We start from the raw sequence: 17,812 nt of genomic DNA, 5'->3' as shown, positions 1-17,812 counted from the left end.
CCGCTGCGTGCCAGAATTGAGGCATGGCTCCTGGCGTAACTCCTCCCCGTGGCATGAGGGATTTCCTCCCGGCAGAGAAGGCGCGGCGCGAACACGCACTCGGCGTCATCCGCCGGGTATATTCGAACTTCGGTTTCGACGAGATCGAGACGCCGGTTGTCGAAGACTATGCGCGGCTGCACTCCGGGCTCGGCGGCGACAACGAGAAACTGGCCTTCAACGTGCAGAAGCGAGGCCTGACGCCCGACGACCTGGGCCGGGCCGTGAACACGGGAGACCTGTCATCGTTGACGGACCTCGGCCTCCGCTTCGACCTCACCGTTCCGCTGGCTCGGTTCTACGCGACGCACCGCGGCGACTTGCCGCCCGTGTTCCGGTCGATCCAGATCGCTCCCGTGTGGCGGGCCGAACGCCCGCAGAAGGGCAGGTACCGCCAGTTCGTTCAGTGCGACATCGACATCATCGGTGAAGCCGGTCCGCTCGCCGAGATCGAGCTGCTCACGGCGACCGCCGGAGCGCTCCGTGAGCTCGGCCTGACCGGCTGCCGCGTGCGCATCAACGACAGGCGACTGCTCACCGGCATGCTCGATGTGTTCGGCTTCGAGCCCGACGAGCGCTCACAGGTGCTCATCACCATCGACAAGCTCGATAAGGTCGGCGTCGGGGGAGTGCTCGAGGAGCTGCGAACCCGTGGCGCGACATCCGCCGCCGTCGACGCACTCGAGCTTTTTCTCACCCGCGTTGTGCCCGAGAACCCCGGGCCATTCGGCGAAGCACAGATCCGTGCGCAGCTGCCAGACGGTATCGACGACGCGGTCATCGCTGAGCTGGCGTCCATCGGTGTCGCAGCGGAGCAGGCCGACGCGGCCGCGACCGGACGCGAGGCTGGCGATGCACCGTTCGTCGTCTTCGACCCGTTCCTTGTGCGCGGCATGGGGTACTACACCGGGCCGATCTTCGAGATCGAGCACCCTGAGCTCGGCTACTCACTCGGTGGAGGAGGACGCTACGACGGCATGATTGGCCGGTTCCTCGGCTCCGACGTTCCGGCTACCGGGTTCTCCATCGGTTTCGAGCGGATCGTTGACCTCATTGACCTGCCCGAGGCATCCGCCGCCGATTCGCTCGTCCTCGTCTACGACAAGTCGGTTCCGCCGGTGCGGCTCGTCTCGTTGAAGGCCGAACTGGTGGCCGAGGGGCGTCGTGTCCGGCTTGAGCCGCGCGTCAAGAACCTCAAGGCGTTGCTCGCCCGGGTCGAGACCGATGGGTTCAGGTCCTTTGCCTTCGTTACCGAGCAGACGGCATCCGCCAGCGATCTGGAGATCAAGCCGCTGGGCTGACACCGAGGGTAGAAACGACGAAGAGGCCGCCGGCCCGGGTGTATCCCGTTCCGGCGGCCTCTCGTCGTGAGGCTTATGCCTCCTGGCGGTTGTCCGCGATCATGCGACGAATGATGAGCGCCGCGGCACCGAGGGCGAGGATCGAAAGAAGCACGATCCAGATGATCGGTGAACCCATGAGGCTGGCGAGGCTGAATGCCGCCGCCCCGCTGTGCAGTTCGGTGCTGCCCTCGTCGATCTGCGTGTTGCCTGCGGCGAGGGATGCTGCTCCATCGGCGAGCGTTCCCGTGCCGTCGTTGAGCGTCACGGCCCCGTCCGCCAGTTTCGAGGTGCCGTCGGCGAGGCTGGTGGAACCCGCTGAGAGTGCCGCGAGGCCGGTGTTGAGCGTGGCAGAACCCGCGGCGAGAGCGTCGGTGCCCGTCGACAGCGTCGCAGCGCCTGTTGCCAGCTTGTCGTTGCCCGCGGAGAGCGTGGATGCGCCGGTCTGCAGAGCCGCGAGTCCGGCGTTGAGGGTGGTTGCGCCGGTGAACAGCTTGTTCACGCCGGTGGAGAGCGAGGCCGCCCCCGCAGAGAGCGAGACGCTTCCGTCGCGAAGCTTGGCCATTCCGGGGAGGACGTCGTTGTTGATACCCGCGTTGAGTACATCAGCGCCCGCGGTCAGAGCCGGGAGGTTGCTGGCGTAGAGCAAGCCGCCGGACTTGAGCTCATCCGATGGAGTTGTTGTTCCGAGCCCGGCTGCGATCTGGCCAGCGCCCGTTGCGAGTGCGTTCGCTCCGTACAGCAACCCGCCCGGGTCGGTCGAGCCGTCGGGGAGCTGCGTCGGTGCCGTGTTACTGAGGCCAGCGGCGATCTGAGCTGAACCAGCAGCCAGTGTCGGCAGGTTGTCCACGTACAGGAGCCCACCGTTTGGAAGCGCTGCTGACACGCCCGGTGGCGTCGCGCCGAGCCCGGCAGCGATGCTGATAGCGCCGGCGTTGACCGCGGGGAACTGGGCCATGGCAGCTGCAGCGGGCGCAAGGGTGGTGAGGTTGTCCGAGACTGACGTGGCTGCGGTGACGACGTCAGCAGCCTCCTTTGCGACCGTCTCCAGAGAAAGAATGAGCGTCGGATCTGCGCCTTCTGTTGCTTTCAAAGTCGTGATGACGTCGTTGAGGTTCGATTCAACCGACTGTGCACCAGCCTTTACTGCGCCGGCTCCCAGCGTTAGACGCGGCAGATTCCCGTTCAATGCAGCGGCTGCGGGTGCAAGTTGGGCCGTGCCGGACTTAAGATCGTCGGCACCTTTGCTTGCGGTCTGGACGCCCGTTTTCACCGAAGAGACGCCAGCGGCTACGTCCACCGCTCCGGGGTGCAGCTTCGTCTCGATGGCCGCCTTGATCCCGCCGGCTCCCGTGGCGACTTCAACTGCCCCCGGGTAGAGCTGCGTCTCGATCGCAGCCTTGATCTTCGCAGCGCCCGCGGAGAGCTGGGTCGCGCCAGGGGCTACCTTGGTGGACAGGCCGTTGTAGAGGGCCTGGGCGCCGGCGTTCAGTGATGTTGAGCCATCGGCGACCTGGCTGGCACCGCCCGATGCGGTTGCCGTTCCTGCGGCCAGTGTCTTTCCACCGTCTGCAGCCTTGGTTGCTCCGGTCGAGAGCTTCGCGGCACCGTCAGCCGCGGTCGTCGCGCCATTCGACAGGGTCACGGCGCCATCGGCGGCGCTCTGGGCCCCTGTCGCCAGTTTCGCAGCTCCATCGGCAGCGGTCTGGGCCCCGGTTTCCAGCGTGACAGCACCATCAGCGGCGCTCTGCGCACCCGTCGCGAGCGTCGTCGCTCCGTCGTCGAGGTCGCCAGCGCCGTCCGAAACCTGCGTCGCGCCATCCGCTGCCTTGGAAGCTCCTGCTGTCAGTTGCGCGGCTCCGTCGGTGATCTTCTGCGTGAAGTAAAAGAAGAAAACGAGGGCGGCAAGCATCAGGGCGGCAAGGACCGCAGTCGAAATCTTCCAGGCAAGCACTGGTGCTTCACCTGACGGGGTTGTTCTGCTCACGAAGGAACTCCTGTCTGCGGGCGCGCCTCGAAGGCATCGGACAGGGTTCCCGTACGTAGGGCGGAACTCGAGCTGTCTTCGTTGACGTACCGTCAGTTCGGGTGCCGGTAGAACCGGCGGGGGGCTGGGCAAGGGTTACGCACTGCCAGGCATGGTTTGTGACCGGCTCTCGTTCGACCCGCATCGACAATGATGCGCGCCCGAGGACGTGGCCCTGGCAGCAGGGCCGAAGCTAACAGTGTTATCGGGGCCCGTACATGATGGGGAGTATTTGTTGAGGAACTCTACAAAGCTTGTGACAGTGCGCGGTCGTAAGTTGTGCACCGCCTGCAATTATTTCGCTGATGTATCCGCTGATCGGCAGCAACAGCCCGCGCCGCAGATGAACGCGCATGGCTAGACTGGCAGCGGGTCAACGTCGCTCCACACAATCCACTGGCACCACCTTGAACAGGAGAAACACTGTGGCACTCATTGAGGCTGTAGGCGCTCGCGAAATTCTTGACTCCCGGGGTAACCCGACCGTCGAGGTCGAAGTTCTGCTTGATGACGGAACCGTCCAGAGGGCGGCTGTCCCGTCCGGCGCATCCACCGGAGCATTCGAAGCGTACGAGTTGCGTGACGGTGATGCAGACCGTTACCAGGGCAAGGGCGTGCTCAAGGCCGTCGACGCTGTCCTCGACGAGATCAGCCCGGCCGTCGAAGGTCTCGAAGCAGATGACCAGCGACTCCTCGACAAGATCCTGATCGAGCTTGACGGCACCGACAACAAGGAGCGCATCGGCGCGAACGCGATCCTCGGTGTCAGTCTGGCCGTCGCGAAGGCTGCAGCGGATGCCGCTGACCTTCCGCTGTACCGCTACCTCGGTGGGCCAAACGCGCACGTTCTTCCCGTGCCGCTGCTCAACATCATCAACGGTGGCTCGCACGCCGACAACGACGTTGACATCCAGGAATTCATGATCGTGCCGCTCGGCGCCGAGAGCTTCTCCGAGGGTCTCCGCTGGGGTGTCGAGACCTACCACGCGCTCAAGGCGCTGCTCAAGTCAAAGGGACTCGCAACCGGCCTCGGCGACGAGGGTGGCTTCGCTCCCAACCTGCCGAGCAACCGTGCAGCGCTCGACCTCATCGTCGAAGCGATCACCAACGCCGGCTACACGCCGGGTAAGGACATCGCGCTTGCGCTCGACGTCGCAGCCACCGAGTTCTTCAAGGACGGCTCGTACACGTTCGAAGGCAAGAAGCTTTCTGCCCAGGAACTGAGCGCGTACTACTCGGAGCTCGTCGCCGCTTACCCGCTCGTCTCCATCGAAGACCCGCTGGAGGAAGAGGACTGGGAAGGCTACCAGCACCTGACCGCCGAGCTCGGTGACAAGGTACAGATCGTCGGAGACGACCTCTTCGTCACCAACCCGACCCGACTCGGCAAGGGCATCGACCTCAAGGTCGGTAACTCGATCCTGGTCAAGGTCAACCAGATCGGTACCCTCACCGAGACGCTCGACGCCGTTGCCCTCGCGCAGCGCTCGAGCTACACGGCGATCCTGTCTCACCGCTCGGGTGAGACCGAAGACACGACGATCGCGGACCTCGCTGTCGCGACGAACGCGGGTCAGATCAAGACCGGTGCGCCTGCCCGTTCGGAGCGCGTTGCTAAGTACAATCAGTTGCTGAGGATCGAAGAAGAGCTGGGCGAGTCGGCGGTCTACGCAGGCCGCAGCGCCTTCCCGCGCTTCACGGCGTAATTTCCGGCACTCCCGGTGGCGCGGTGCGCTGCCGGGAGTGCTCGTTTTTTCAGCAGCAACAGTATGACAACGCGCATGAGAGGGACCGGAACAGTGGCAAAGCGTCCCAACCCGACCGGCGGTCGTGCCGGTGGTGCGGCCCGCACACCACAACCCGGTGTACCAGTGCCACAGAGCGAAGCAGGGAACTGGCTTCGCGGCATCCGTTTTTCAGGGTTCTCCCTTCTGATGATGGGGCTCGTTGTTCTCGGCGTCATCGTCGTCGGGCCCAACCTCAAGGCCTACATCGAGCAACGCCAGCAGATCGCGGCGCTGCAGGAATCCGTCGACCAGAGCGCCGCCGAGATCGCAGAGGTCCGCGACGAGCGCGAGCGCTGGAACGACAGCACCTACGTAATGACCCAGGCGCGGGACCGCCTGTACTACGTCAACCCGGGTGAGATCAGTTTCATCGTGATCAACGATGTCGATGCCGGCCTGTTCGGTGACGACGAACCGCAAGTGACCGACAGCCTCACCGAGACCAAGATCGACTGGGCCCAGTCCATGTTGAGCTCGCTCGTGAGTGCCGGGTATGCGGACGTTGTCTCCGGTTCCGGACAGGGATAATGGACAGATGACTACTCCGCCATTCGGGCCCGTTTCGGACGAAGATATCCGAATCGTTTCTGCACAGCTCGGGCGCCAGGCGCGGAACGTCGTCGGTATCGCCGCGCGGTGCGTGTGCGGTGCTCCCACCGTCGTTTCGACCGCGCCGCGACTCGACGACGGCACGCCGTTCCCCACTTTCTACTACCTCAGCCACCCGGCGGCGACGGCTGCAGTGTCGACCCTCGAGGCAACGCAGGTGATGGGTGAGTACAACGAGCTGCTCGCATCGGACGAGGGCGTCCGCGAAGAGTACGCCGCTGCCCATGAGGCCTACATCGCCGATCGGGAGAGCATCGCTGTTGTTCCCGAAATCGCCGGGATCTCCGCGGGCGGGATGCCGGTGCGGGTGAAGTGTCTGCACGCACTCGTCGGGCATGCGCTCGCTGCGGGGCCCGGGGTAAACCCGATAGGCGATCGTGCTCTTGACCGTGCGGAGTGGAGTCCTGACGTGTGCCAGTGCGTCGACTACTCCGTCGAGGTTGCAACCGGAAGGTAACGCTGTGCCGTCGAAGAACCGTGTTCTGCCCGCCGCGCTCGCGGCGGTGTTCGTGTTCGGCTCAGTCACGGCGGGGGTGACGCCTGCTCACGCCGATCCGGTTCGAGACGCCGAGTACTGGCTCGCGAACTACGGGGTCACCGAAGCGTGGAACACGACGCGTGGCGCCGGCACCACCATCGCGGTGATCGACACGGGAATCGCGAATGGCCCTGCGGAGTTCAATGGCGCTGTTGTTGCCGGGCATGATGCTTCGGGAGTTGGCAGCCCTGACGGCCGCACCCCCGTCGGTGGTGCTGACGAGAACCCACACGGCAGCTGGGTCGCATCCCTCGCCGCCGGCCGCGGCAACGGAGAGGGCAACGGAGTCATCGGCACTGCGCCGGAGGCCAACCTCATTTCGATCTCGGTCGGCTTCCAGTCGAGCGGCTCGACAGTCCCGTTCGCGGACCAGATTGCGGATGCCGTTCGATTCGCTGTCGACAATGGCGCTGACGTCATCAACATGTCATTGACAACGAACACCCTCGACTGGCCCGAGAGCTGGGACGACGCATTCAGCTACGCCAACGAGAACAATGTTGTGGTCGTTGCGGCGGCCGGCAACCGGGGGAGTGGGACCGAGCAGATCGGTGCACCCGCGACCATCCCGGGTGTCCTCGTGGTCGCTGGCGTCGATCCGTCCGGCGCTGCGAGTTGGAATGCGTCAAGCCAGGGAATCACGCTCGCTGTGGCGGCGCCCAGTGAAGAACTCGTTGGTGTTTCGCCAGACGGGTCGTACGTGTCCTGGGCGGGAACCAGTGGGGCATCGCCCATCGTTGCCGGCATTGCCGCTCTCGTGCGTTCCAGGTTCCCGGATATGGATGCTGCCAACGTCATCCAGCGGCTGATCGCCACAGCGACGCCAGCGGCAGACCAGGGCGACGTGCCCAGCCCGATCTACGGCTATGGATATGTCAACGCGGCGCGAGCCGTCACAGCGGACGTGCAAACGGTGGACGCGAACCCGATGGGCGATCTCGCGGCGTGGATTACGCAGCACCGAAAGGCTGAAGCCGCGCCACCCGAGATCCCCACGGACAAAGGAAGCGTGCCTGCGCTGCCCCCGATCGAGAAGACGGCGAACGTGCACAATCCGTTCCTGCCGACCACCGAATCCCTGTTGTACGTGAGTATTCCGCTCGCCGTCTTCCTCGGAACTGCTACCCTAGTAGTGCTCGGTGCCATAGGCGCCACCCGGCAATTCAAGCGGGTGGCTCGCAGGTAGTAGCCTGTTTGAGTCCTTGCGACCCTCAGTAGGAGAATTCTCACCGTGCCAAAAATCCTTATCGTCGGCGGCGGCTACGCCGGTTTCTATACAGCGTGGAAGCTCGAGAAGTGGCTTCGCCGCGGCGAAGCAGAGGTCACGGTCGTCGACCCGCTTCCGTACATGACCTACCAGCCGTTCCTTCCCGAGGTTGCCGCTGGTTCGATCGAGGCTCGGCACGCGGTTGTTGCGCAGCGTCGTCACCTCAAGAAGACAACGGTCATCACCGCGAAGGTGACGAACATCAACCACGCCGAGAAGAAGGCGACCATCACGCCGGCCGTCGGCGATGCCTGGGAATTCGACTACGACGTCGTTGTCGTCACCGGTGGCGCTGTTTCCCGTACCTTCCCGATCCCCGGAGTGGCCGACCAGGCCATCGGCCTCAAGACCATCGAAGAAGCCGTCGCGATCCGTGACCGCGTCCTCGCCAACTTTGACAAGGCCGCGAGCCTCCCAGCCGGACCGGAGCGGGCGCGACTGCTCAACTTCGTCGTCGTCGGCGGCGGTTTCGCCGGTATCGAGGTCTTCGCCGAACTGCGTTCGTTCGCCAGCTCGCTGTTGAAGTTCTACCCGCAGCTGTCGTTTGACGATGTTGAGTTCCACCTCATCGAGGCGATGGGCCGCATCATGCCCGAGGTCAGCCTCAAGACCAGCCACTGGGTCCTGAAGAACCTCGCCGAGCGGGGCGCACTCGTCCACCTCGACACCCAGCTGCAGTCGGCTGTCGACGGGAAGATCCAGCTCTCCACGGGCGAGACCTTCGAGTCCGACCTCATCGTCTGGACCGCCGGTGTCATGGCAAACCCGCAGATCGTCCGCAACACGGACCTTCCGATTGAAGAGCGCGGTCGTCTCGTCGTTCGTCCCGACCTCCGCGTCGGCACCGCAGACGAGATCATCCCCGACGCCTGGGGAGCCGGTGACATCAGCGCGGTTCCAGACCTTTCCGGTGGCGGTGTCGGTGGCTTCTGTGTGCCGAACGCCCAGCACGCTGTGCGTCAGGGCAAGCTCATGGCCAAGAACATCGTCGCGGTTCTCCGCGGAGAAGAGCCCAAGGAATACCTGCACAAGAACCTCGGAGCGGTTGCCGGTCTCGGCATCGGAATCGGTGTCTTCCAGTCGGGCAAGATCGCGATCAAGGGCCTTCCTGCCTGGGTTGCCCACCGTGGATACCACGGACTGGCAATGCCGAGCTGGGAGCGCAAGCTCCGCGTCGTCGGCGGCTGGGTCGCCAACCTCTTCCTCGGCCGCGACATCGTGGGTATCTCCGCTGTCGAGCAGCCGCGGGCGGCGTTCGAGGAGTTCGCTTCCCGTCCGAAGCCGGCGGCGAAGCCTGCAGATGAGGCTCCTGTTGTCGCTCCCGCTGCACCTGCGGCTGCGAAGCCTGAGCAGGAAGCCGTAGCGGCGACCAAGTAAGTTCTCTGTCGAAGAGCCCGATCCGTGTCTGGATCGGGCTCTTCGCGGTTAACCCCTGTTCTCGGCGCCCCCGCGATCCCCATAAGCTGGATGGGTACGCCCCCGTAGTCCAATGGCAGAGACAGGCGACTTAAAATCGCTCCAGTGTGGGTTCGAGTCCCACCGGGGGTACTTCTTCAACGCCGTTCACATTCGAGCATCCTCGGCTTTTTGGCTCGTCGTTCCATGACAGACTGCTGGCAATGACGATCACAAGTTCACCCTGGGTGCACCCCGAGCCCAGCCAGTCACAACTCCACCTCGACGTCGTACCCGAGAACGTGCTTCACGCCTTGGCAGCAGGTGAATCCGCCTCGTTCGTTCCCCGCTTCGTGTCGCCGTACCTGGCAGGTCCCGAGTGCCTGAGCCTGTGGCGTATGCGGAGCGGGCAGATAGTGGACACTCCTACGGATGCCCCGTGGATTACGCGGTTGATGGTCGACCCACGAGTCACAGCGCCGGTAGGTGTGGCCGGTTTCCACGGTGCCCCTGACGACACGGGCATGGTGGAGGTCGGGTATCGAGTCGACCCTCTACTGCGTCGACGAGGCTATGCGAGGCGTTCGCTGGAAACACTGCTTGCTGTCGCGCAGGGGCATCCTGACGTGCGCACGGTTCGGGCCAGCATCAGTCCGGAGAACACTGCCTCGCGAGCCCTTGTCAGCAGCTACGGGTTCGTTGAGACGGGGGAGCAGTGGGACGAGGAAGACGGACTGGAGATCATCTTCGAGGTCTCGGCTGGGTGAATTGCACTGGTCGTTGCACTGGGTTATGTTTGCGGGCTGCCCACTTCGACCGAAGCGGCACACCCGAGCCCGGGAGAAAAACTTGATGAAGAGCGAGAAGAAGTCAATCCGGGATGACGTCACGTCCCTGGAACTCGTCGGCGGCCCTGAACCACTCCACGTGGAGCTGCGCGACTACGACCCGCAGTGGGCTTCGGACTTTCTCACGCATCGTGCAAACATCCTTCAAGCGCTGGCAGGGGAAAGCATCGGCGTCGAGCACATTGGGTCAACGTCGGTCCCTGGCCTCGCAGCGAAGCCCATCATCGACATCGTCGTCGTGGTCGCCGACATCACCGCCGAAGAGGACTATCTCGACCAACTGGTCGCGGCGGGCTACGAGTTGCGCACCCGGGAGCCAGGCCATCGCCTCGTCCGCACCCCTGGGCGTGACGTGCACGTGCACATCTACGAACGGGGTGCCGTCGCGGTATCTGAATATCTACTTCTGCGCGATCACCTCCGGTCAGACGCTGAGGATCGAGCCCTGTACGCCGACGTCAAGCAGAGCCTGATGACCCGGCGGTGGAACGATTCGAACGACTACGCCGCGGCGAAGACCGACGTGATCGCGGCGATCAAGGATCGCGCGAGGGCTGCGCGAGCGTGAGCCAACCCGCCACTTTGATCTCACCCGTGTCAGCGGACGATGCCGATACTGCATTGCTCTCCGACGGCTTCCACACCTTCGCTGAGCTCTACGAGTTTCGGCTGCTCTACCACGCGCACGCAGTACGCCTCTGGCTGCAGCAAGGCATCCGGGTCGTCCGTTCGTGGCGACACGACAACGGTGAAGAGTGTTTTGGCGGAGGATGGTTCATCGTCGTCGCGGAACTGCCGAGCGGACAGGTGAGCAACCACTACCGCACGACCTGCCGGTCGATGTTTGACGGCGTCCCGGAGACCCCAACGGCTCCTCTGTGGGACGGCCACAGCGTCGGCGACGTCCTCCACCGATTGCGCACCAATCTCGAGGGTTCGAGCGACGTCCCCAGTTAGTCCGGCGGGCCCGTGGCCCCACCCGATTAATGCGCTGACATTGCCGCTCAACGGCGGTGTCGATTATTCTCGGCACGAGCAACTCAAGCGAAATCTGGGCTGACCGACCGTCGGTCCGGAGAGATTGCGTGCGCGCATCAAGGGAGAGCAAGCAGATGAGACCGCTTCGATACTCGATCAACGTCACACTCGACGGCTGCTGCCATCACGAGGCAGGGCTCCCGCCGGACGAGGAGTCGATGCGCCACTGGACTGCCGAGATGGAGCGCGCCGATGCCCTGCTGTTCGGCCGGGTGACCTACGAAATGATGGAGTCGGCGTGGCGGAGGCCGGCCACGGGCCTGTGGCCTGACTGGATGGATGACTGGGAGAAGCCGTTCGCTGAGACCATCGACCGGGCGAAGAAGTACGTCGTGTCGAGCACGCTGAGCGGGGTCGATTGGAATGCGGAGCTGGTGCAAGGCGACCTGGCACAAGAGATTCAGCGGCTGAAACAGGAGCCAGGTGAGGGCCTGTGGGTCGGCGGCGTGACGCTTCCCCTGGCGTTGGCCGATCTGGGGTTGATTGACGAGTACGAGTTCCTGGTGCAACCGGTCCTTGCCGGACACGGCCCGACGTTGCTCGCCGGTCTGCGCGAGCACATCCAGCTCGAGTTGGTGGATCGCCACGAGTTCCGCTCGGGGGCGGTCGCCCTGCGGTACAGGCCCCGCGAGTCACCGGCTCGACGCGATTTGTCTGGGGGAGAGTGATGGATGCCGTGACGACGCACAGTGTGAAGCTGGTGGGCGGCACGGCCGCCGGGTTCGTTTGGTTCCTCGTCTTGTCATTCGCCGAGGGCGCACGGGCTGATGCGCTGATTCGCGGCGACGCATTGGGGGCGTTTCCACCCGTACTCCTGGCCACGGCTGTCAGCTGCATTTTCCTGTTCGTGATCGCCCGCTCCACGTGGTCGTTGGGAACCGGGGTCGTGTGCGGATTGCTGTTGTTCGCGCTGCTGGGAATCGTGCTCAACGACGCTGCTGCGTCATTTTCGCACCCGACAGCGCTGGCGTTTCCCAGTCTGTTCAGCCGCGGCGCCTCGGGCATCAGTGTGTGGATCGCGGCCGTTTCCGCGGCCGGGTTTGCCTGGCTCTCGCCATCGGTTCGCCATCGGCGTGCCCGTGCCGTCGAGACCGACCGGGTCGCGCCATCCGGAGCCATCAGAAGGTGAGAAGGACCTTGGTCGCGCGGCGTTCGTCCATTGCTCGGTAGCCCTCGGCCGCATTTTCAATCGGGAGCGTGAGATCGAACACTTTCCCGGGATCGATGCTGCGATCCCAGATCAGCTGGATGAGTTCGGGAAGGTAGTGGCGAACCGGAGCCGGCCCACCGTGGAGATGAACACTGCTGAAGAAGAGTTGTAAACCGTCGAGCTCGACCCCGTGCGAGACGCCGACGAACCCGACGTAGCCTCCAGGGCGCGTGCTATGAATCGCCTGCCACATCGACTCCTGGGTCCCGACTGCCTCTGCCGTGCCATAAGCGCCATAACCTTCGGTGAGTTCCTTGACCCTGGCTGCACCGGCGTCGCCCCGTTCCTCCACGATGTCGGTTGCGCCGAATGCGCTGGCCAGGTTCTGACGGTCGGGATGACGGCTGAACGCGATGATCCGCTCCGCTCCGAGCAGTTTCGCCGCGAGGATTGCCGAAAGGCCAACCGCACCGTCACCGACCACGGCAATGCTCCTGCCCGGTCCGGCGCCCGCCGCGGTCGCGGCATACCAACCCGTGCCGAGCACGTCCGACGCGGCGAGCAGCGACGGGATGAGGTCGCGGTCCGGCTGGCCGGGGGTGACGACCAGGGTGCCGTCAGCAAGCGGAATGCGAGCGAGTTCGGCCTGGGTGCCGATTGACCCCATCATCACGTTGTGCCTGCATCTCGACTGATACCCTGCCAGGCAGATATCGCAGGTGTTGTCGGATGCCACGAAGGAGCCGACGACGAAGTCACCGACCGTGACGTTTTTCACGTCCGATCCGATCTGCTCGACGACGCCAACGTATTCGTGCCCCATCGCTTGCGGAGTCGTAAAAAGGGGCTCCTCGCCGCGGTACGGCCACAGGTCGGAACCGCAGATGCACGTGGCGGACAACCGGATGACTGCGTCGGTTGGCTCAATGATCCCGGGTGGCTCTCGCTCTTCGGTTCGAACATCTCCTGGTCCATACATCATTACGCCGCGCATCGCGTCTCCTCTGTTTCAACGAGTCGAGGCCCCAGTAAAGAGAGCGATCCGTGGTTGCGGAAGGGTCCATCGTGAGGCCGGCGGGAGCGGAGCTCGGCAGCCGACCCTCCTCGCGTGCAGCCGCTGCGCGGCGCCGCTCTCGCCTTCCGGAGCCTTTACCGGTAGACCTGTGGCAGGAGTGTCGACGGATGGGGCGAGATAGTGCGCGGTAACGACGTCGTCGCACTCTTCCGGTCGTTCGCGCGGGCGGGGATCAGCGCGTGGGCTGCAGGGGGTTGGGCAGTCGATGCGGCAGTGGGGCGGCAGACCCGAGAACACGGCGATCTGGACCTCGCTGTGGATGCCCGCCACCTTCCCACGCTTCTCGCGCTCCTCACCGGCGATGGCTTCGCCACGACCGTGGATTGGTTACCCTCGCGGCTCGAACTCACCGCAGCCGACGGCCGACGAGTGGATCTGCATCCTGTCGAGTTCGCGCCCGACGGCAGCGGGATCCAGAGGGGGCTCGCCGACACAAGTTTTGTTTACACCGCGGATGGGTTCACGACCGGAATCGTCGAAGGGTTCACGGTGCCGTGTCTCTCCGTCGAGCAGCAGCTGCGGTTCCGTGACGGGTACCCGCCGAGACAGGTCGACGTGCATGACATCAGGATCCTGAATGACTTCAAATCTGAGCGCTGAATCGCTCCGCGAATTACACGCGACGGTTACATTGAGCACATGGAGATCATTTTCATTGCGATCGTGCTGGTCATCGTCGGCACGGCGATCAGTGTCACCGGTGCCCTGCGACGGATAGCGGACGCGACGGAGAAGACGGCAACGGATGTGGAGACGCTGCTGTCGGAGCTTCGAAGGGCTGATCAGCGTCCCTGAGGGTCGTGGTCTGGTGTCGGTGCCGAGAGCCCGTCACCGGTGCGCCCTCTGCGCAACCGATCCAGTATCCCCGCGACAACCGGGGCCAACGCGAATGGGACGACGCCGAGCGCTGCGATCGCGAACCAGCCGCTGGCGTCGGTGACGGTGAGCGTGGCCCACTGCTCGCCGAGCGCCCACTGGGCACACAATTGGAACATCGCGTGGAACCCGATGGTGACGAACACAGTCCCCGCGACGTGGCGCAGGTAGCCCAGCGTCAGTGAGAAGACAAAGAACAGCAGCACGCGGTCGAGCGTCGGCGCCGCACCGACGATGATCCCGGCTCCACAGAAGAGCACGGCCTGAACGACAATCGTCAGTGAGATCGGCAGGCGCTCGGACAGCACGCGGAACAGGTATCCGCGAAAAATCAGCTCTTCGGGTAGCGCTTCGTAGAGGACCACGAGGGCCAGAACGACAAGCCCCTGCGCGAGCACCATGAGGGGTTCTCCGGTTACCTGGAGTTGGGCGAGGCCTAAGCCGAAAACGACGGATGCGGCGAGGGCGAAGGGGACGAGATAGCTGAGAGCCCCGACCAACAGTGCCCACAGTGTTCCTTTGCGGTAGACCAGCCCGTAATCCGAGGCCCGTGTTCCCTCCCATCGGAGCAGTGCGGCGAGCCCGGCGAGGACAAGGATGAGAGTGAGTCCCGCGCGAACGGCGTGCGAGATCAACGAGTACTCCGGCCCGAACAGTGAGTCAGCGGCCACACCGACCAGCAACCAGGCCAGGCACGCCAGCAGGAACCCCGCGGCAATCCGTGCCCACCATGGCCTCGGTGTCAGCACGGGAGGCCTGGCATTGCCCTCCGCGGCATGGCCGGGCAGATCTGGCGCGGGTCCGGTGGGCATATTCCTGCATCCTTCGTCGTTGCGACCAGCATGGCTGAGCGGCGGCGACCGCGGAAGGGGGATCTTTCCGGCGATCAGCACCGCACGACCGCGGTCTGCGCCAGTTGCGCGTCCCGTTCAGTCGGTCTATAACTGGGCACATCGTCGCGAAAGTCGCACCCAGCCCGTCTTCTTGGAAGGGATATGGCAATGTCGAACTTGACACTCATCGAACAGTCTCCGGATCCCGAAGAAAGCAAACGTGACGGGCGGCGGCATTCGGTAGCGGACCGGCTCCGCTCGATGGGACAGGTGCGGGCCGGTGCCTTCCTGCTCCTCGGCGCGACGCTTGCGGCTCTCGCGTGGGCCAACTTCGCACACGGATCTTACGACGGTTTCTGGGATACGCACCTGACGTTGAGCGTCGGAGATCTTCAGCTGGACTTCACGCTGCACGCTCTCGTGAACGACGCCCTGATGGCGATTTTCTTCTTCTCCGTTGGCCTCGAAGTGCGGCGGGAATTCACGATCGGCGAATTGACGACGTGGTCGCGTGCGGTTGTGCCCGTGGTGGCAGCGCTCGCGGGGTTGACGCTGCCGGCGCTCTTGTTCGTGCTGGTCAGCGCCGGATCGGGGTATGAGCAGGCGTGGGGAATTGTCATCTCCACTGACACCGCATTCCTCGTCGGTGCGCTCGCTTTGATCGGTCCGAAGGCGCCGGGACGGCTGAGGGTCTTCCTGCTGGCGCTGGCGGTCGTCGACGACATCGGAGCGCTCAGTATCATCGCGATTGTCTACACCGATAACTTCAATCCGGCGCCGCTCCTGATCGCCGCGGTGGGTCTCACGGCGGTTTACTTCACGCGATACCTGCAGAGTGCGCGCGGCCTCGTCTACGGTTCGCTCGCCGTTGTGGTGTGGTTGGCGTTCCTGGCTTCGGGTGTGCACCCCACCCTGGCCGGCGTCGCCATTGCGCTGCTCGTTCCGGTGTATCGGCCGGAGCGGCGCGAGGTGGAGCATGCCCTTGAACTTGCGCGTACCTTCCGGCAGTCTCCGAGTTCCGAGTATGCGCGGGCCGCCGCAAACAGTCTGCGGGAGTCGATCTCGATCAATGAAAGGCTGCAGTCGAGTACCGCGCCGTACATCGCGTACGTCGTCCTTCCGCTCTTTGCGTTGGCGAACGCCGGTGTGCAGCTGAACGCGGAGATCCTTGCGTCAGCTGCCAGGTCGCAAGTGACGTGGGGCATCATCGTCGGGCTTGTGGTGGGGAAGATGGTCGGCGTCTTCGGCTCGACCGCGCTCATGCGTCTTCTTCGGGTCGGCGAGTTCGGCCCGGGCCTGACCCTCGACCGTCTGGCGGGAGGAGGCGCCCTCAGCGGGATCGGTTTTACCATCTCTCTCTTCATCGTTGCCCTCGCGATCGACGACGGGGCCGTTCAGAATGAGGCTCGCGTTGGCGTCCTTATCGCCTCCGTTATCGCGTTTCTTCTCGGCGCGGTGATTTTCCGGATCTCTGATCGCCTCCATCCGTCGGAGGAGATCGGCCGCACGCTGCTGCGACCGGTCGATCCCACGCGTGACCACATCTTCGGGCCCGTCGACGCGCCCTTCACTCTGGTCGAATACGGTGATTTCCAGTGCGGGTTCTGCCTCAAGGCCACGGGCTCTGTTGAGGAGGTGCATCGCGAACTTGGAGGCCGCCTTCGCTACGTATGGCGTCACGCTCCGTTGACTCGCTTCCACCCCAACGCGCTTGCCGCGGCGGAAGCGGCCGAGGCGGCCGGGCGGCAGGGGAAGTTCTTCGAGTTTGAGCGGAGCCTGTTCAGCGACCAGGAGCACCAGCTTCCGTCACACATCATCCGGCGTGCCCAGGAGCTCGGCCTCGATGTCGAGCGGTTCGAACGGGACCTGCGGTCCCCGGCGGTCGCCGCTCGGGTTCGTGACGACATGCTCGACGCCGAGGCGATGGACATCACCGCGGTTCCCACATTCTTCGTCAACGGTCGCCGCCACACAGGCCCGTACGACGCGCAATCACTCATCCGGGCTCTCGAGCAAAACGCTCAGGAACCGCAGCCTGGTCCCTCGGCTTAGCCGGATCCGTGCCTCTTCAGAACCGGGCATGTGCGCCCCGTGCGCACACGCGGTGCCCGGCGTAGACTCACGCGCACCAGATCGCGAGGAGGCGAGCGTGGACATCGAAGCGGCGGTAGTGGGGCACTACAGTTCGGGCCGGCTCGAAGACGTCATCCTCGAGGCTCTGCGTGAAGCTGGCTTCGATCCCGACCGCTTAGAACCTGGTGACCTGTCTTCGGTTGACGAGTTGCACGTCGGGGGCGCCGTAGCGGCACATGAGCTTGCAGAGGCCGCCGGTGTCGCCCGAGGGATGAGTGTGCTCGATGTCGGGTGCGGCATCGGCGGGCCGGCTCGGCTCTTCGCCTCGCAGTTCGGGGCGGAGGTCGTCGGGGTGGATGTCACCGAGGAATTCGTTCGAACAGCGATCTCGTTGACCGCGCGCTGCGGGCTCGGCGACGAGGTGACGTTCCTGAGGGCAAGCGCGCTCGCCCTTCCGTTCGAGGTGGAGGTCTTCGACCGGGCCACGCTTCTTCACGTCGGGATGAACATCGACGATAAGGGCCAGCTCTTCGCCGAGGCGTTCCGTGTGCTGAAGCGCGGGGGCGTGCTCGCTGTCTTCGATGTCATGCGCACGAGCGAGGGTGATGTGACCTATCCGCAGCCCTGGGCGTCGGATGCCGCCATCTCGTTCCTCGCGGCACCGGAGTCGTACAGCGAATTGGGGCAGGCCGCCGGCTTCGGTGTGGGTGCCAGACGGGATCGGCGTGCGCTCGGCATCGAGTTTCTGACGAAGATGCAGAGGGCCGCAGCACAGGGCGTGGACGCACCGGGGCCGCCCCGGCTCGGGCTCCCGCTCGTGCTCGGACCGGATGCCGGGAGGCGGGTGGGAAACTTGCTTACCGCGATGCAGGCTGGTGTGCTCGCGCCGATGGAGATCCTGTTCACGAAGTCGTGAAC

At 64.5% G+C, this 17,812-nt stretch carries 18 protein-coding genes and 1 tRNA gene; 16 read left to right on the top strand and 3 right to left on the bottom strand.

The features are described 5' to 3' along the window. The first annotated feature begins 23 nt into the window (after positions 1 to 23). Entirely contained in the window at positions 24 to 1,340 is a 1,317-nt protein-coding gene (gene hisS, locus C3E77_RS10325; RefSeq protein ID WP_108391561.1) for a histidine--tRNA ligase, read from the top strand. 73 nt (positions 1,341 to 1,413) lie between these two features. Here hisS and C3E77_RS10320 read toward each other — a convergent pair whose 3' ends face one another. Then, a complete protein-coding gene (locus C3E77_RS10320) occupies positions 1,414 to 3,366 on the bottom strand; it encodes a YhgE/Pip domain-containing protein (RefSeq protein WP_162924979.1) in 1,953 nt (650 codons plus the stop codon). Positions 3,367 to 3,830: 464 nt separating this feature from the next. On the opposite strand from C3E77_RS10320, the gene eno reads away from it, so the two are divergent. From eno to C3E77_RS10265, 11 genes are all read left to right on the top strand, one after another. Next, positions 3,831 to 5,111: a phosphopyruvate hydratase gene (gene eno, locus C3E77_RS10315; protein WP_108391559.1), complete on the top strand. Its 1,281-nt coding sequence runs from the start codon at positions 3,831 to 3,833 to the stop codon at positions 5,109 to 5,111. Positions 5,112 to 5,204: 93 nt separating this feature from the next. After that, entirely contained in the window at positions 5,205 to 5,720 is a 516-nt protein-coding gene (locus C3E77_RS10310; RefSeq protein ID WP_158270258.1) for an FtsB family cell division protein, read from the top strand. Positions 5,721 to 5,727: 7 nt separating this feature from the next. Then, a complete protein-coding gene (locus tag C3E77_RS10305) occupies positions 5,728 to 6,258 on the top strand; it encodes a DUF501 domain-containing protein (RefSeq protein WP_108391557.1) in 531 nt (176 codons plus the stop codon). Between the two features lie 4 nt (positions 6,259 to 6,262). After that, positions 6,263 to 7,525 carry a S8 family serine peptidase gene (locus C3E77_RS10300; RefSeq protein WP_108391556.1) on the top strand — a complete coding sequence of 421 codons (1,263 nt, stop codon included), beginning with the start codon at positions 6,263 to 6,265 and terminating at the stop codon, positions 7,523 to 7,525. Between the two features lie 45 nt (positions 7,526 to 7,570). Next, complete coding sequence (locus tag C3E77_RS10295) at positions 7,571 to 8,983, top strand: NAD(P)/FAD-dependent oxidoreductase (protein ID WP_108391555.1); 1,413 nt, start codon at positions 7,571 to 7,573, stop codon at positions 8,981 to 8,983. A 98-nt stretch (positions 8,984 to 9,081) separates the two neighbouring features. Beyond that, positions 9,082 to 9,154 (top strand) — tRNA-Leu (locus C3E77_RS10290). Between the two features lie 71 nt (positions 9,155 to 9,225). Beyond that, positions 9,226 to 9,768 (top strand): GNAT family N-acetyltransferase, encoded by a 543-nt coding sequence (locus C3E77_RS10285; protein WP_108391554.1) that lies wholly within the window; start codon positions 9,226 to 9,228, stop codon positions 9,766 to 9,768. An 85-nt stretch (positions 9,769 to 9,853) separates the two neighbouring features. Further along, a complete protein-coding gene (locus C3E77_RS10280) occupies positions 9,854 to 10,417 on the top strand; it encodes a GrpB family protein (RefSeq protein ID WP_108391553.1) in 564 nt (187 codons plus the stop codon). Positions 10,418 to 10,443: 26 nt separating this feature from the next. Continuing rightward, positions 10,444 to 10,806: a WDGH domain-containing protein gene (locus C3E77_RS10275; RefSeq protein ID WP_108391552.1), complete on the top strand. Its 363-nt coding sequence runs from the start codon at positions 10,444 to 10,446 to the stop codon at positions 10,804 to 10,806. Positions 10,807 to 10,961: 155 nt separating this feature from the next. Further along, the gene (locus tag C3E77_RS10270; RefSeq protein ID WP_108391551.1) at positions 10,962 to 11,555 is read left to right on the top strand and encodes a dihydrofolate reductase family protein; all 594 of its coding nucleotides are present in this window, start codon (positions 10,962 to 10,964) and stop codon (positions 11,553 to 11,555) included. Between the two features lie 8 nt (positions 11,556 to 11,563). Beyond that, entirely contained in the window at positions 11,564 to 12,016 is a 453-nt protein-coding gene (locus C3E77_RS10265) for a hypothetical protein (RefSeq protein ID WP_162924978.1), read from the top strand. Here the strand turns inward: C3E77_RS10265 and C3E77_RS10260 are convergent. Further along, the gene (locus tag C3E77_RS10260; protein ID WP_108391549.1) at positions 12,006 to 13,031 is read right to left on the bottom strand and encodes a zinc-dependent alcohol dehydrogenase family protein; all 1,026 of its coding nucleotides are present in this window, start codon (positions 13,029 to 13,031) and stop codon (positions 12,006 to 12,008) included. The two genes, C3E77_RS10265 and C3E77_RS10260, sit on opposite strands and share 11 nt — an antisense overlap. 201 nt (positions 13,032 to 13,232) lie before the next feature. Here C3E77_RS10260 and C3E77_RS10255 point away from each other — a divergent pair, with 201 nt between their 5' ends. After that, positions 13,233 to 13,712, top strand: coding sequence for a nucleotidyltransferase domain-containing protein (locus tag C3E77_RS10255; protein ID WP_162924977.1), 480 nt, complete (start codon positions 13,233 to 13,235; stop codon positions 13,710 to 13,712). A gap of 39 nt (positions 13,713 to 13,751) precedes the next feature. Continuing rightward, entirely contained in the window at positions 13,752 to 13,907 is a 156-nt protein-coding gene (locus C3E77_RS15435) for a hypothetical protein (RefSeq protein ID WP_162924976.1), read from the top strand. Here C3E77_RS15435 and C3E77_RS10250 read toward each other — a convergent pair. Next, positions 13,895 to 14,800 (bottom strand): CPBP family intramembrane glutamic endopeptidase, encoded by a 906-nt coding sequence (locus tag C3E77_RS10250; protein WP_108391547.1) that lies wholly within the window; start codon positions 14,798 to 14,800, stop codon positions 13,895 to 13,897. The genes C3E77_RS15435 and C3E77_RS10250 overlap by 13 nt on opposite strands. A 189-nt stretch (positions 14,801 to 14,989) precedes the next feature. On the opposite strand from C3E77_RS10250, the gene nhaA reads away from it, so the two are divergent. Beyond that, positions 14,990 to 16,873: a Na+/H+ antiporter NhaA gene (gene nhaA / locus C3E77_RS10245; protein ID WP_108393252.1), complete on the top strand. Its 1,884-nt coding sequence runs from the start codon at positions 14,990 to 14,992 to the stop codon at positions 16,871 to 16,873. A gap of 97 nt (positions 16,874 to 16,970) precedes the next feature. Continuing rightward, positions 16,971 to 17,810, top strand: a complete 840-nt coding sequence (locus C3E77_RS10240) for a class I SAM-dependent methyltransferase (RefSeq protein ID WP_162924975.1) — start codon at positions 16,971 to 16,973, stop codon at positions 17,808 to 17,810. Positions 17,811 to 17,812 lie beyond the last annotated feature (2 nt).

Source organism: Mycetocola zhujimingii, assembly GCF_003065425.1.
Lineage (GTDB): Bacteria > Actinomycetota > Actinomycetes > Actinomycetales > Microbacteriaceae > Mycetocola_A > Mycetocola_A zhujimingii.
Note: the sequence above shows the minus strand (reverse complement) of the source record. Positions and strands in the feature narration are given on the sequence as shown.